The organism is Mesorhizobium sp. LNHC209A00, assembly GCF_000502915.1.
GTDB lineage: Bacteria > Pseudomonadota > Alphaproteobacteria > Rhizobiales > Rhizobiaceae > Mesorhizobium.
On record NZ_AYWT01000025.1, the window covers coordinates 13,715 to 28,917 of the forward strand.

The window sequence follows — 15,203 nt, forward strand, 5'->3', positions numbered from 1 at the left end:
TTGCGCTGGAAACGGCCACCCAAGATTGCAAGGATGACCGATCCAATGTCAGATTTCGGTTCGTTCAGCCAAGGTGAGCGCATCCTCGACGTCGACACCGAGATAGCGAACAGTATTCTCGATCTTGGTATGGCCAAGCAGGATCTGTATAGGGCGCAGGTTACCCGTCGCCTTGGAGATCATTGATGCCTTTGTTCGTCGCAGCGAGTGCGTGCCATATTCCGCCCGCCGGAGACCTATTGCGGTCACCCACTCATCGACGAGGCGGGCGTATTGCCTCGTACTCATGTGGCGCGCACGGTCATCCGACTTGGAAACGCATGGTCATCGACTGTACCGCCACGCCTCTCGAGCCAAGCTAGAAGGCTGGCCCGCACGTCGCTTGTTAGCTCGAACTGAACCGGGCGACCTGTCTTCTGCTGCACGACAGTCGCACGCGTCCGAATTTCCGAGCCCGCGGCCAGATCGCCAATCTTGATCTTAACCACGTCGCAGCCGCAAGTTTGCTGTCGATTGCCAGATCGAAAAGAGCACGATCACGAACGCGCCTCTCGCGGTCAAGGAAGAAGCGGATCGCCCAGATCTGTCTTATTGTAAGGGGTCGCTTCGTCCCCACTTTCTTGCCAGCATTCCAGGCAGCGCGACCGTGACCGGCAGCATCGTATTGAGAGTAACCCATGTATTTCTCCTCGGCCTTGATTGGCCGAAGAGAAAACGATCGGCGGGCTGGAAGCTCGTGGGCCGCAAGCAGACTTACCGCTTCCAGCGATTTGAGAATCCATGCAGACACTTCAGAGTGTCGTATCGGGCATGCCGTACAGAAGAATGACGGCGTGAGAGCCGGCATTGCGCGCCGGCTCCTTCACTCGGAAGCTAATCAATAATTGCCGTTGTAATACCGGTCGTCGCAGGGCGCGATATAGATGCGGCCGTAGCGGTCCTGGTAGCGGCATTGCTGATCTTCGCGGCGCTGCGGGGTGGTGGCCGAGCCAACGACCGCGCCGAGCAAGGCGCCGCTGGCGGCGCCGATCACGGTGCTCTTGGTGTTGCCGCCGATCGCCTGGCCAAGCAGCGCCCCGCCAGCGCCGCCGACGAGCGCGCCGGTGGTGGCCCGTTGCTGGCCCTCGGTCTGCGTTTCGCAGCCGGCAAGGGCTGCGGTGATAAGCACTGCCAGGATGGCCTTCTTGATGATCATCACGAGAACTCCTCTGAAGCGCCGGGAACTGACAACAGACTGAAAACAGGGGCGCTTTCGCCCAAGTGCTGGCGCATTGCGGCGAAACGGCGGCGTGACTTCTCACGAAGTCAATCAAGGTTTCTCGCCCGTTGAAGACCGTGGTGTCCAAATCACAAAGATGGGCGGGCGTTACCGGCCGATCTAAAATGGGACTGCAATTGTGGTGAGAGCGCCCCGATCGCCACCGGCAAGCACTTGCTCGATCGATGACGGCTCCGGTATGGCCTCGCCATCTTGAAAGAACCCTTCAACGTGGAAAGCAGGCGCCTCGGCCGGGTCACGGCAGATGTTCTCAGCATCGGCCGCATCGTTCTTCTGCCGCTTCAACTAGGCCTTCAAATACCGCGCAGGAAGCAGCCGCACATCATAGCCTTGGGCAATCAGTTCTCTAGCCCAATAATGCGAGGAACTGCATGCCTCGATCCCGACGAGGCATCGGGGCAGATTCTCGAACAACCCCAGGACCCGCCCACGGGTCAGCTTTCCTCCGGATGACAACCTCGCCAGCCGCATCCACACCGTGCAGCACTTGGCGATATCCAGACCAATCGTCGTAGCAATGCCCATGGCAGATCTCCTCCAGCTCTAACCCCCGCGACTATAGCCGAAAGGGGTGGAGAGCCGTCCACCGCATCAAAAGCGGACCGGCAGCTTTGGGCTAAAAACGGCGAGAAGTCTGCCGTTCCGCTTGAGACTCAAATTCAGTCGGTTGCGTCCCGATGGGATTTGACAACTAAACGTCCGCGGCGTCCATGAAACGTCAAGTCATGTGGCGGGAAATGTTGCGCGAAACGTCACACACCATCGACCACCACGCGATCTCGTCCCCCCGACTTTGCACGGAAAAGTGCCAGATCAGCGGCTTTTACGAGATCATGTGGGGTCTCATTCTCAGTGGGTACCGTTTTAGCGACGCCGACGCTGATGGTCACGTGCCCAGTGCCGTGGGATATTTTCAAATCTCGTACGCCCTGGACGAGCCGCTCTGCGATTGCGCTCGCTTGCGCCAGGGAGGCATCTACCAGGACGACGACGAACTCCTCCCCACCGTACCGCGCAGCCAGATCGGTCGAACGGCCGGCGCCACTTTGGATCGCTTGGGCAATTTGCTTGAGCACATCATCGCCAGCCATGTGGCCATAGGCATCATTGTAGCGCTTGAAATTATCCGCATCGATCATCAGCAACGACAATGGCGTCTGTGCGCGCAGGGCGCGTTTCCACTCAGCGCCGAGGTACTCGTCGAAGTAGCGCCTGTTGCCGAGACCGGTTAAGCCATCGATCCGCGTCAGACGCTCAAGTTCGAGATTTGCGCTGATCAGCTGTCTCTGGCTTTCCCGCAGTGCGCGATAAGCTGCGTCTCGCTGAACGTGATCAAGATAGGCCCGGGTGTGGTATCGAATACGTGCAATCAGCTCGATTCGGTCCGGGAGTTTGACAAGATAGTCATTCGCTCCTGCCTTGAACGCTTCACCCTTGGTGGTTGGATCTTCTTTGCTGGAAAGCACGATAACCGGCACAGCTTGTGTCGAAGAATTCTTCCTATATTCCCGTACCAGATTCAGCCCATCCATTCCCGGCATGACGAGATCCTGCAGGATGACCGTTGGCCTGACCTCGTCCGCAACCGCCATCGCTTTCAATGGATCGGTGCAAAAGTGGAAAGCGATGTCCAGCTCGTTGACGAGAGCGCGTCTGACGGCCTCGCAGACCATGATTTGATCATCGATTAGGAGAACCATCGACGAATAATTCTCCGGGAGCGGCGGGACCAGTTCCGGTTCTTGCGTCATACCAAGGTGCCTTTCCACGTAGATCGCTCGCAGGCCTCGATAATACGTGAGCCGATCAAGCCTAGAGGAAGGATATCAATAGCCGCGTCGATCGCAGCGGCGGCTTTGGGCATGCCATAAACGGCGCTAGTTTCTTTGTCTTGCGCAATTGTGAGATGTCCCTTGTCGCGAAGTTGTCTCAGACCGCGGGCACCGTCCCTTCCCATTCCTGTGAGCAAGACACCTATCACCAAGCCTGGCCACCACTGTGCCGCGCTTTCGAAAAACACATCAACCGACGGTCGGTAGACATTGTCCCTTGGGCTGGACGTGTACCCGAGGTGCTGGGCTGATTTGAAAACCAGATGATCCGCGCTGCTGGCGATGAGAACAGCACCTGCTTGAGGCACATCTCTTTCCCGAGCTGCACGGATTGGAAGGGCGGTATGCTGCCCTAGCCAATTGGCCAAGCCTGGAACGAACTGAGCATCGAGGTGCTGGACGAGCACAATCGCGCCCACAAAGTCACTGGGAAATGCGCTCAGGACGGTGGCAACAGCAGCCGGCCCGCCCGCGGAGGCACCGATCGCGACTAGGTGTCCAGACGATGAGGGAGCCGCATTTGATATCCTCCCGTTCGACGTCGATGGTGCGTCTCGGACCAGCTTGCCCATTGTCGCTATCTTATTGGCTAGAAGCCGTGCGGACTGCGATGATGCTTTGCCGTCGATGCCGATCGACGGGATATCGACCGCGTCAAGCGCACCGTGGCCCATCGCTTCATAGACGCCGGGCACGTTCGCTTCGATGCTGGCTGTCACCAGCAGGATCATGCAGGGTGTCTCCGCCATAATCCTGCGTGTTGCTTCCACGCCGTCCATCTCCGGCATCGTCAGGTCCATAAGCACGAGATCCGGGAGGTCGCGTCTGCAGGCTTCGACTGCCTCACGCCCGTTGGTCGCGATCCAGGCGACCTGATGTTCCATGTTCGAAATGACGAGCCGCCGGAGAAGCTCAACGGCCATCGGCAGGTCGTTGACGATGCCGATCCTCATTTGCTGGCCCGCATGTCTGGTCTCATGTCGTCGCCTCGCCGATCAGGTCGACAACTGCATGGATAAGCGCCTCGTCGTGAAAGCTTCCTTTGGTCAAGTAGTAATCCGCGCCCGCATCAAGACCGCGCGTGCGATCTTCCTCCCGATCCTTGTAAGAAACGATCATGATCGGCGTGTTCTTGAGCTGGGCATCATTTCTGATCAAGCTCACCAGTTCGATGCCGTCCATGCGAGGCATGTCGATGTCAGTCACCACAAGATCGAAGGGACCCGATCGGACGACGTTCCACCCGTCCATCCCGTCAACTGCGACCTCGACATCGTAGCCGTAATTGCCCAGCAGCTTGCGCTCAAGTTCGCGGACCGTCAGTGAATCGTCGATCACAAGCACGCGCTTGCGCCTCCGAGCGTCGGCGTCGGCCGCAGTTCGCCGAAGACTTCGTAGCCCGCCCGATGAGGCAAGCTTCTCCACAGATCGAATTAAATCATCGACGTCGAGGATCAATACGGGCGAACCATCCTCCATGAGCGCCGCCGCGCTGATATCTTTGATCTTGGCAAAACGAGGATCGAGAGGACGGATCACCAACTCACGTTCTCCGAGGAAACGATCAACAATCAGGCCATATGCTTCGCCCTGATTTCCACCGAGCACGACGACAGACATATCATCCTGTTCCAGGAGAGTCTCACTACGGTTCAGCACCTCGCGTGCTGTAACCAGTCCGATTAGTCGGTCGTTGAAGCGAAAATGCGCCCGCCCCTGCAGGAGTTCGATGTCCGCGCGTTTCAACTTTACTGTCTTGGAAATCGCGGCGAGTGGGAATGCATAGGGCTCTGCGTCGATGTCGACGAGCAGTGTGCGGAGCACTGACAACGTGAGCGGCAGCTGCAATTGGAACCGCGTTCCGATGCCGATTTCTGAGGAGACTGTTGCGATGCCCCGGACCTCCTTCGTCATCGCCTGAACTGCATCAAGCCCCACGCCACGGCCAGAAATCTCCGTAACATCCGCTTTCATTGAAAAACCCGGAAGGAACAGAAACGCCAGTAGTTCCGCCTCGCTGAGCGTTGCAACGGTTGGCGCCGTTGCAAGCTGTCGGGTCACGATGGTCTCACGCAGTTTTTGGAGGTCGATCCCCCTCCCATCGTCCACAACAGAGATCTGCAGCAGGCCAGCATTGTGTCTCGCTTCCAGCCTTATGAGACCTTCTTCGGTTTTGCCGATCGCGAGACGCTCTTCAGGCGATTCCAATCCGTGGTCGACAGCGTTGCGGAGAAGATGCCCCAGAGGTGCATCAAGCTGGTCAAGAATATCACGGTCGATGCCGGTTGAACCGCCAACGATCTCCAGTCGCACTTTCTTGCCAAGCGTACGGCCGAGGTCACGAGCCATTCTCGCATAACGCCGCACGCCGTCTTCAAACGGACGCATCCGGCTCGCCAATGTTTCGTCATAGAGTCGATTGGCGAGGTCAGTGGCCTTTCGGTCTATCGAATCCAACTCATCCAGGCGCGCTCCCAGGAACACTTCGCTCAGCCGAAGTTTGTGCTGCGCCTCAGTAAGCGCTTGGGCCAATCCCTCGTCCATCGACGGCAGCTTCATGCGAACATCATCGAAGGCGGTTGCGAGGTCTGACTGCAGTCTTTTCAATCGGAGCAACCCGTTGGTGAATGGCCTGAGACGCCGAGCCTCCATCAGGGACTCGCCGGCCAGACCGAGCAATCGGTTCAAACTGTCCGCTGTAACCCGAACCATTCGCTCAGAGCCCACACCACTGCCATCAGTCTGCGGTTCCGGCCGAACGAGAAGGCTTGCTGAAGATGACCTTGCCAGGTCTTCCTGGACGTCACTTGGCAGTGTGAAATCATCTGCAAGATTGCGTTCCAGAGGTACGCCGTCAGACAAGGGTACTTTCTTGAACGTCGCCAGGAAGCTGGCAACTTCAGAGTTTGTGCCTCCATCGTTCGAAGTCGGGTTCGACGCTATCAACTTAAGAATGTCGATGCCTTGTAGAAGCGTGTCGACGTGCTCCCGGCGCAGCCTGAGATGCCCACGTTGCGCGGCAACCAGACACTCTTCCATTGCATGCGCAACCTCGACCGCCGGCATCAGATCGATGATACGGGCAGCTCCTTTAAGGGAATGCGCTGCTCGCATGCAGCCTTCCAATGCGTCTGCAGATATCGGATCGCGTTCGAGCGCCAGTAGGCCAGAAATCAAAGCTTGAGACTGCGTTTCCAGTTCAGCCCGGAACAGGCTCAACATCGAAACCTGACTGAAATCCTCATCGGTCATGCGATGCTCCGATCCACCATCGCGAGCAGTTGACCTCCGTCGAGACACCCAACCGTTCGCCCCTGCCATGGAAGCACAGCAACGATGGCGGACAAGACCGCTTTGCCAACTGATCTTGGCGGAGTGAGCGTTTGATTTTCGCTGTAGCGATATATGCCGTGGATTTCGTCGACCATGAAAGCGACTCGCTTGTCGCGCTCACCCACCACGACCAGGCGACGGAAACTCTTGGTTTGTCTACCTTGTTCCCCGTTCTGGCTCTCATCGATGTCAAGCAGTTCAGCCAGGGACAGGCAAATAAGCAACTCGCCGCGGACATTGGTGATGCCAAGCACTGCGCTGTTCCTGCGGTGTGGAAGCGAATGGATCGAACGGGGTTCGGCCACTTCGTGAAAAATACTAGCTGGGAGTGCCAGCCATTCCTCTCCCAGACGGAACAGGACCGCTGTCCGAAACGCGACGGCTTCGGGTGTCGAACTGATCTCGCGGCCGGTATTTCTAGCCCGTTCGTCGCGATAGTCCGACGACTCGGCGCGATCCAACAGCCCCCGGGCTATCTTTTTGTAAGTGGGGCAATTGCGGCAATGGAGATGCTTCTCCAGTTCGGGACAAGACTTGTCACCTCGGACGCCTATCCGCCGCCAGCAGTCGTTGATGTCAATGTCTTCCACCGGGCGTGCGAACGTTGTCGGAGCTGACATCAGGTGCCGCTCCTCGTTTGGATCCGACCCAGCCGACCGGTCAGCGCCTCGGCACCATGGTGGTCACCTTGCTTACGGAGCAGCAGAGCAAGATGGGCAAGAGCCTCCCGATGGTTCGGTGCGAGGTAGAGCGCCTTCCGATAGTTCTGGACCGCTTCGGGAGCAGCCCCCGCTGCATCCTGAGCGAGGCCCAGCAGGTAGAAAATTTCCGCTGAAGGACCGAATTGCTTGAGATGCGACAGAGCGACTTCCTGTGCCTCCTTGACCCGTCCCGCATTCGCGATCCGCTCAATCGTTGCGAGGCTCTCCGTGATCTGATCAAGCATCTGGGCCGTGGTTTGCAAGTGCCCTTGTCTGCCCACCGGGGGAACAATCTTGCTCTTCAAAGGCTTGGGCACCGAGGGGGGCAGTGTTGAATTGGAGACAGGAACGGTCTGGGCCACAACCTGAACCGTGCCCGACTTCAGGAAGGCAAACGCCATCGGCCATTCAGCGGACGTGAAGCCATGCAGCCTCGGAAGAGCCGATTCCGCAGGACCGACAAGCAGAAGTCCATCGCTGGCGAGGAGGGCTTTTAGGGAAACCAGCGCGCGATCCTGCAGCTCTCGATCAAAATAGATCAGCAAATTACGACAGAGGAGAACATCATAAACCTCGGCCCCAAAGGACGCCCGAGAATCGAACAGGTTTCCGGCTCTGAACCGAACCTGTTTCAACACCGCTGGATTAACCTGGTGCCCGCCTTCCGCCGGTTCGAAATAGCGATCTTTGAATTCGAGGTAACTGCCGCGAAACGAATTTCGTCCGTAGACGGCGCGCTCGGCGATCGCAAGATTGCGGGTGCTGATGTCCACCGCATCGATTTTGAACTCTTGCGCTCCAAATCCAGCATCGAACATCGCCATGGCGACCGAGTAAGGCTCTTCGCCCGTTGAACATGGCAGGCTCAAGATCTTTATGGGCTGGCTGGCGCGCTTGTGCATGCGTGCATGCTGCGCCAAGGCCGTGAACGCTTCCCGATCGCGAAAGAACCAGGTCTCCGGGACCACGACGGCATTAATCAGTTCCTGCAGTTCTTGTGGGGAACCCGTCAAGAGCCGCCAATAGGTCTCAGGGTTGGTTATCCCGCATGCAGTCATCCGCTCTCGGACCGATTGACGGACGACTGTCGGGCCAACGCTGGCGGTGTCCAGTCCGATGGTTTCCTTCAGAAGCCTTTCTACTGGATCGGACATCATTCACTCATCGCTACCTGGCACAGTAGTGCGGCACGAATTTCTTCTGAAAGCAGTGCCTCGACCTTGACCCACTGTGTAATTCCTTCTTCGTCCGAGGCCACCGGACCGAGATAAGGCGGAGTTCCTGGCTCGAGTCCAAACGGTGCGAATTCGGAAGGATCTCGCTCGAGCGTATCCGTGACTCGCTCTGCCAGCATAGCTAGCAGGCGCTGCTCGCCATCCAGCGAGGAATAGCGCGTTACAACCATTCGCGTGCTCAGCACCGGAACCGACGGGCGGCCAAGCGCAAGAAGAGTGATATCGATCAGCGGGATCGGCGCGCCGCGATAATCGATAAGGCCGATCACCCCGGTTGGCGCACCTGGGAGTCCTTTAGCAGCGACGTACGGCAAAACTTCTTCAACCTGATGAACATCAAGTAGGTAGAGGTCATGTCCCATGTTGAAGGCGAGAAATAGCATTATCACCTCCGGGTAGCAGCTCAGCTATGCTCTCAACTTGAACCTGGAAATGCTGCTTCGCAGCCCGCCCGAAACTTGATTGAGGTCGTCGATCGCGAGCGTGGATTGTTGAAGCGACTCGACTGTTTGCTGAGCCGCATCGCTCAGCTGTGTCAGCGTATCGCTGATCTGCCCTGCACCGGTAGCCTGGGCTTGCATGCCCTCATTGGCAACTTCGAAGCGCGGCACCAGGCCTTGCACCTGTTGAATGATTTCGAAGAGTTGCCCGCCAACCTGCTGAACCTCCTGCATGCCGCGACGGACCTGCTCGGAAAACTTGTCCATCCCCATAACACCAGCCGCTACTGCCGACTGGATATCCTTGACCATCTGCTCAATGTCGTAAGTGGAAACGGCCGTCTGATCGGCGAGCCTTCGAATTTCGGTCGCCACCACTGCAAAACCACGACCATATTGGCCCGCCTTCTCGGCTTCGATCGAGGCATTAAGGGAAAGCAGATTTGTCTGATCGGCCACCTTGGTGATGGTCGTCACCACCTGATTGATGCCGCCAGCCTTCTCGCTCAGGATCGCGAGCTTGGAATTGATGGCGCTGGCCGCGTCCATCACCTGCTGCATGGTCGCTTCCATGCGGGTCAGTCCCGCCTGTCCGCCGCCGGCGACCGCTGCCGTTTGCTCGGCGACCGCCGAGACCTCGTTCATGGTGCGGACGAGCTCGTTCGACGTGGCGGAGATCTCCTTTGCCGTCGCGCGGATTTCCGTAGTGGTCGCTGCGATTTCAGTTGCAGTCGCCTGTTGTTGCTTGGAGGTGGCGGCAATTCCGGTGATGGAAGTGTTGACCTGGATGCTGGATTTCTGAATCTGGCCAATAAGCGTGGTGAGATCGTCCGCCATTGCATTGAAGCCATCAGCAAGCATGCTGAACTCGTCCCGGCGCGCGACGTTGAGCCGGCCGCTGAAGTCGCCTTGCCGCATCAACTGAACGGCATCGACCAGGCGGGTGAGCGGCCCAGTAATGGCGCGGAACAGGAAATACCCGCAGAGAAAGGCCAACCCGAGGGCTACAAGCAAGCCAAATGCCAAACCCACTTCTGCCGTATTGACGATCTCACTGATCCGTTGCGTCGCGCTGTCTGCCTCGCCTCTGTGATCATCGACCATCGCTTGCAGGGCAGACTGCAATTTCAGAAAAATCGGCTCGACGGTGTTCTTGATGGCCGGGCGTTCATTGGGGGCTTCACCTTTTGACAAGGCAGCCCGGCTTGCATCCAGCACAGCAGTTTCTGCCTGACGAAATTGGTTGGCGAGGTCTTTGACGGCGGCGTAGTTCTGCTTGTCGACATCCGAAATGATGGTTCGTTCGTAGTCGTCCATCAACCGCTGTACGCGGTCGCGATTGCCCACGATGGTGCTTTCAACCGCGCTTTTGTCCGTCGGATTGTCCTGAAGGGCATATTCCTGAAGCAGGCTATGAGCCGTTATCTGACCCATCATGATCTCTGTGCTGTGATAGAGATCTGGGAGGATGCCCTTTTCGACCTCGGTCGCTTCCTGCTGCGTCTGAAGAAACCATACGTACGTGATCACACCTATCACGCACATGACTACCAGGATGGCAGCGAAACTCACGAGTATGCGGTGACGTATCGTCAGGCTTTTCATGGATGGTTCCGCCATTGGGGCATTTTGCGCTGGCGCGACTAGCACCATTTGTTCCGACGATTCGAACAGGCGTGTCGAAACCAGCAGTCTGATCCTGAATGGTTTCTTTTCCGTTCAACCGGCGCCAAACGCTATGGGCCGGCCGCGTCGCAGAGCCTGTGCTCCATTGGAGCGAACAACGCGCTGTTACGCAAACATGCATATTGGCCAAAATCCCCCCGCGGGGCGGACAACTTTGTTCGAGGCGAATATGGCTGAAAGCAAGGCTGCCGGAGGGAGCGATTATTCCGCTTCAATCATGAGCTCCGGCGAAGCTGCTTAAGCTAATCGGGCTACCATCTTATCAAGCATAGTGGGCCCATTGTGGTTTAAGCAAACCGCAAACCATTCTGAATACCGAGCCGGGCAAATGTCCGCTTTCAGAGCACGATCCAACCCGACGGAACGGCAGGCATGAGGCGCATTGCTGCTCGACTTCCTCGGGGACTTTCGCACGCCTGCCGGCGCCCGAAACTCTTCACGCCAGCGGACTGACAGCTTTTGAGCACATCCAAATGGCAAAGCAGCCACTCACGCTCCGAGCGCCGCTGATCGGGTCGAGAGTGTTTTCGGCATCACAGGCACGCCAACCGATGCTATGCTAACTTCGCCTCGAGGCGTGAGATTACGCGAGGACGTTGAGGAGGAGGATATAGCAGGTGACGGAGCTTCAAAACCGCAGTGGTGTGCCGATTGGCGCCGATCTTATCGATGAGTTCACTTCCGGGTTGGCTGGACGCTCAATCCGGCCCGCTGATGCCGAATACGACGCGGCGCGCCGTATTTGGAACGCGGCAATCGACCGACACCCAGGATTGATAGCACGCTGCCTCGGTGTCGCTGATGTAATCCACGCGGTGAGATTCGCTGCTCAGAACGACCTTCTTGTCGCGGTGCGTGGGGGCGGTCACAATGTCGCCGGGCGGGCGTTATGCGACAACGGCATCGTCATCGACCTTTCCGCTATGCGTGGCGTGCTGGTTGAGCCCAAAATCCAGACCGTGCGAGTTCAGGGCGGCGCGACGCTTGGTGATCTCGACCGAGAGGCGCATCTGCATGGGCTGGCGGTGCCGGTCGGCGTCGTCTCGAAGACCGGCGTTGCCGGTCTGACGCTCGGCGGCGGCGTAGGCTGGCTGGTGCGCAAGCACGGACTGAGTTGTGACAATGTAATCTCGTTTGAGCTGGTGACTGCGGAGGGCCACCTGCTGACGGCCAACGCGGCAGACCACCCCGACCTCTTCTGGGCTTTGCGCGGCGGGGGCGGCAATTTCGGCATCGTCACCTGCTTCACCTTCCGGGCGAAGAAAATATCTTCGGTGCTCGGCGGCCTGATTGTTCATGCCCGCGACAAGTCAGGCGAGGTGTTGCGCTTCTATCGCGACTTCATGGCTACGGCGCCGGAGGAACTGACTGCTTACGCGGCCATGCTGACGACGCCGGACGGCATGCCGGCGGTCGGCATAATCACATGCTGGTGCGGTGACGTGGACGAAGGCACGCGCGTGCTGGCGCCGCTGCGAGCCTTCGGTCCACCGCTGCTTGACGCCATCCAGGCAATGCCTTTCCCGTCTATGCAGAAGCTGCTGGACGGCGCATTCCCGGACGGCACCCACAATTACTGGAAGGCGAGCTTCGTTCCGCAGCTTACCGACGCGATCATCGACCTGCTTGTCGAGCATGGAAATCGGATGGAGTCGCCTCTTTCGGCCTGCATAGTAGAGTTTTACGGCGGCGCGCCCGGCCGGATCAGTCACGCGGACTCCGCCTTCGTCCAGCGGAACGCAGAATACAACATCGGGATGACTGCACAGTGGACGGATCCGGCCGAAAGCGAAAGGCATATTGCTTGGGTACGGGCCATGTATGATGCATTCGAGCCGCATTCGAGCGGCATGCACCTTCTGAATTTTCTGAGCGAGCCCGCGGACCAAGTGATCCGCGCCTCCTTCGGCGACAATTACAGCCGGCTTGCCGAGGTAAAAAGGAAATACGACCCTACCAACTTTTTTAGCGTCAACCAGAACATCTCGACCGCGACACATTAGGCGCTCTTCGAGAAAAGCCAGGTAGCTGATCCACGCTTTCCCTTGGGATGGGAGTGTGATTGCAGCATTATGGCGCATCCTTATTTCGTCGTCATCGTCGCCGACGGCCGTTCAGAACGGCTGAATCTGGTGCTGGACTCTTCGTCCAAGCCGTGTGCTGCGCGACGCGCTTGCTGGTCCATCCAGCTGTTGATACTAGATCGCGAGGGTCCGTTTCCGAGCGCAGACGACGTGGTCTCAACGTCTGAAATGAGGCGCAAAGCTGGCCGGCAGATTAGGGGCCGCAATCAGAGCGACAGCTTCGTGACAATCGCGTCGACAAGCCGCCATTCAGCCTGACGACCCAGAGCCGATTTTCGTCGACCTATATTGATACTCAATAGTCGACGCAATAACGAACACCGCCACGAAAAATCAACCTGCGGAATCGGGACGATTGACATTGCCGCCGTCGGTATCGTGTCGCAGCACTGCGCTCAGTCGTTCCTTGTCTTGGGCAGGCTGACGTTCGATCTCCCGCTCCGCGGCTTCGATGCCGTCCAAAGCCGCCAACGCAACGATCAGATTACCGTTGTCCAGGCCCTGTTCGAGCAGCATGGACCAGGTCGCCAAGCGGGGATGCTGGCGGGGCAGATTGGCATCCAAGTGTCTCGGCGTCAGTCCCAGAATGTATGATCCCGCCAGCCCCAACTGTCTGAACCAACATCCAGAACGGGCGGTGTTCTTCACCGCCCCATTCCGGGCGGAGAACGCTCGTGTTCGCGGCAGTGTTCTGTTGTCGCCAGGTTGAAACTCGCCTACCGCTACTCTTCATGACCCAAGCTTCCCGTTGGCGGTCGGCGCCAATCAGCATCATTGACGAATGGCGCAGGCGCGCTACGTCTCGGTCTTGTTTGATCTCATTGCTTGCACCCAATGACCGCCTCGCGAAGACTCAGCGCTCTTGATGGATTGCGAGGTCTGGCCGCCCTCGGCGTGGTTGCCTACCACTACGTCGACAGGCCCGCCTACTATGGCCTGCTTGGCGTCGAGTTGTTCTTTGTGATCAGCGGGTTCGTGATCCTTATGACGCTCGAGCGAGTGAAATCGTTAACCGAATTTGTCATCGGTCGTGCGGCCCGTTTGTATCCTGCATATTGGCTTTCAATCGGCGTAGCCGGCCTTTTCCTATGGGTGACTGATCAAACCACCGGTCGAACCATACTGATCAATGCCACGATGCTGCAGGCCTTTCTTTACGCGCCTAACATTGTTAGTCCATATTGGAGCTTAGCGTATGAACTCGTGTTCTACGCTACCATGGCGGTGATTTTCAAAATCAGCCAACTCCAGAATATAGACGCTATATCGATTGCCTGGCTAACGCTTATGATTCTGCTTAGAGGCGCAATCCTGCTAAGCGGCCACGGGTGGGGCTTCTACAATGACTGGATGGTGCAGTCGCTACTAATGCCGCAGTTCGGACACCTGTTTATCGCCGGCATGATGCTCTACCGCATCCGCACCGGCCGAGCGACGAATTGACTTGCGTTGCGCTTATCCTGGCGGTTTTTTATTCGCTTTTTGGGCGCCCGGATTGGGCGCACATAAGTCCGACTCTCTACTTCTTTTTCAATGCAGCATTCATCACTGCCGTTTGGGCTGCTTCGTCGGATCGAGCATCACTTCTCGCGACCCCATTGCTGGTTGGCGTAGGGGTTTGCTCTTACTCGCTCTACCTATTGCATGTGCCGGTGAAGCTGGTTTTGAGCCATCTGTTCGGTCAACTTAGCGGACAGCCCTGGTTCGTGATCGCGGTCCTTTTCCCGGCTGCGATTGGCACGGCCGTCGTTTCGCGGAGGTACATTGAGCAACCAGTTCAGTTGTGGGTCAGGAAGCTGATCACGCCGGCTCGGATGGTCGACGAGCGAAGGCCTGGCATCACGCCGACCACCGGCGGCCGCTAGTCCTCCGGGCGCCGCGCTATTTGGGGCGGACATTCCATCCATGACTGGTGCTGCAAGGTGGATTCCTCCGCCCCCGCTGAATGCGGATCACAGGTTGGCTAGGTTGTCCATTCGGACCAAACCGAGGAGACTGGAGCTGCCACGCTTCAGCACTCACCGGAGCCGTCCGAATGAACATCCACAAGAATGCCCGTCTCACGCCTCTGCGTCGAGAGGAGATGGCGCTTTTGGTGATAGAAGGCGGCCGTTCCAAAGCCCATGCGGCGCGGACATATGGCGTGTCACCCAAGATCGTGGCGCGCTGGGTCGAGCGCTACAAGACCGAAGGCAGTAAAGGGATGGCCGACCGTTGTCACGGCCCAAGGTCATGCCGGGTCTGACCAGCCAGGCCGTGGCCGAGCGCATCGTCGTCCTCCGCCGCCAGCGGCTGACCGGCAAACACATCGCCGTGGTGAGCGTCTCGCCCGCCACTGTCAGCCGGGTTCTCAGGCGTGCCGGATTGTCGCGTCTGAAGGACATCGCGCCAGCCGAACCGATCCGCCGCTACGAACGCGAGCATCCCGGCGACATGATTCACATCGATATCAAGAAGCTCGGGCGATTTGAACGGGTTGGCCACCGCATATGCGGGCGGGCGCTACCCAGCCGTAGGGGCGGTGCCGTGCGCTCCGGGGCGCTGTAACGAGCCGGATTAATATTAGGTTTCACTAACATGAAGGAAGTCCGCGACCACGCTGCTCGCCAATGC

Annotated in this window: 11 protein-coding genes and 3 pseudogenes; 3 read left to right on the forward strand and 11 right to left on the reverse strand. The window is 58.1% G+C overall.

Features of this window, described 5'->3' with window-relative positions:
• Window positions 1–48: 48 nt before the first annotated feature.
• The 10 genes and pseudogenes from X739_RS1000000169685 to X739_RS138510 form a co-directional block, all read right to left on the reverse strand.
• Window positions 49–679: pseudogene (locus X739_RS1000000169685) on the reverse strand (tyrosine-type recombinase/integrase).
• 198 nt (window positions 680–877) lie between these two features.
• Window positions 878–1,195, reverse strand: coding sequence for a YMGG-like glycine zipper-containing protein (locus X739_RS138545; protein ID WP_023775211.1), 318 nt, complete (start codon window positions 1,193–1,195; stop codon window positions 878–880).
• A 311-nt stretch (window positions 1,196–1,506) separates the two neighbouring features.
• Window positions 1,507–1,804: pseudogene (locus X739_RS01000000166760) on the reverse strand (IS110 family transposase); the annotation flags it as partial.
• A gap of 227 nt (window positions 1,805–2,031) precedes the next feature.
• Window positions 2,032–3,030: a PleD family two-component system response regulator gene (locus X739_RS138540; protein ID WP_023796291.1), complete on the reverse strand. Its 999-nt coding sequence runs from the start codon at window positions 3,028–3,030 to the stop codon at window positions 2,032–2,034.
• Window positions 3,027–4,064, reverse strand: coding sequence for a chemotaxis response regulator protein-glutamate methylesterase (locus tag X739_RS138535; RefSeq protein ID WP_023796292.1), 1,038 nt, complete (start codon window positions 4,062–4,064; stop codon window positions 3,027–3,029). Before X739_RS138535 ends, X739_RS138540 begins: the two co-directional genes overlap by 4 nt.
• Before the next feature lie 22 nt (window positions 4,065–4,086).
• On the reverse strand, window positions 4,087–6,363 hold the full coding sequence (locus X739_RS138530) for a hybrid sensor histidine kinase/response regulator (protein ID WP_023796293.1): 2,277 nt from the start codon (window positions 6,361–6,363) through the stop codon (window positions 4,087–4,089).
• On the reverse strand, window positions 6,360–7,064 hold the full coding sequence (locus X739_RS1000000168780) for a chemotaxis protein CheW (protein WP_084056571.1): 705 nt from the start codon (window positions 7,062–7,064) through the stop codon (window positions 6,360–6,362). Before X739_RS1000000168780 ends, X739_RS138530 begins: the two co-directional genes overlap by 4 nt.
• On the reverse strand, window positions 7,064–8,302 hold the full coding sequence (locus X739_RS138520; RefSeq protein WP_023796295.1) for a CheR family methyltransferase: 1,239 nt from the start codon (window positions 8,300–8,302) through the stop codon (window positions 7,064–7,066). Before X739_RS138520 ends, X739_RS1000000168780 begins: the two co-directional genes overlap by 1 nt.
• Window positions 8,299–8,763 (reverse strand): chemotaxis protein CheW, encoded by a 465-nt coding sequence (locus X739_RS138515; protein ID WP_023796296.1) that lies wholly within the window; start codon window positions 8,761–8,763, stop codon window positions 8,299–8,301. The genes X739_RS138520 and X739_RS138515 overlap by 4 nt, the downstream gene beginning before the upstream one ends.
• Window positions 8,764–8,787: 24 nt before the next feature.
• A complete protein-coding gene (locus X739_RS138510) occupies window positions 8,788–10,425 on the reverse strand; it encodes a methyl-accepting chemotaxis protein (RefSeq protein WP_023796297.1) in 1,638 nt (545 codons plus the stop codon).
• 698 nt (window positions 10,426–11,123) lie between these two features.
• On the opposite strand from X739_RS138510, the gene X739_RS138505 reads away from it, so the two are divergent.
• The gene (locus tag X739_RS138505; protein ID WP_084056573.1) at window positions 11,124–12,509 is read left to right on the forward strand and encodes an FAD-binding oxidoreductase; all 1,386 of its coding nucleotides are present in this window, start codon (window positions 11,124–11,126) and stop codon (window positions 12,507–12,509) included.
• A gap of 414 nt (window positions 12,510–12,923) precedes the next feature.
• Here the strand turns inward: X739_RS138505 and X739_RS138500 are convergent, their stop codons facing one another.
• The gene (locus X739_RS138500; protein WP_023775190.1) at window positions 12,924–13,106 is read right to left on the reverse strand and encodes a hypothetical protein; all 183 of its coding nucleotides are present in this window, start codon (window positions 13,104–13,106) and stop codon (window positions 12,924–12,926) included.
• 318 nt (window positions 13,107–13,424) lie between these two features.
• Here X739_RS138500 and X739_RS138495 point away from each other — a divergent pair, with 318 nt between their 5' ends.
• Window positions 13,425–14,033, forward strand: coding sequence for an acyltransferase (locus X739_RS138495; protein ID WP_031252552.1), 609 nt, complete (start codon window positions 13,425–13,427; stop codon window positions 14,031–14,033).
• Window positions 14,034–14,625: 592 nt separating this feature from the next.
• A pseudogene (locus X739_RS1000000168785) lies at window positions 14,626–15,080 on the forward strand (leucine zipper domain-containing protein); the annotation flags it as partial.
• Between the last annotated feature and the right edge of the window lie 123 nt (window positions 15,081–15,203).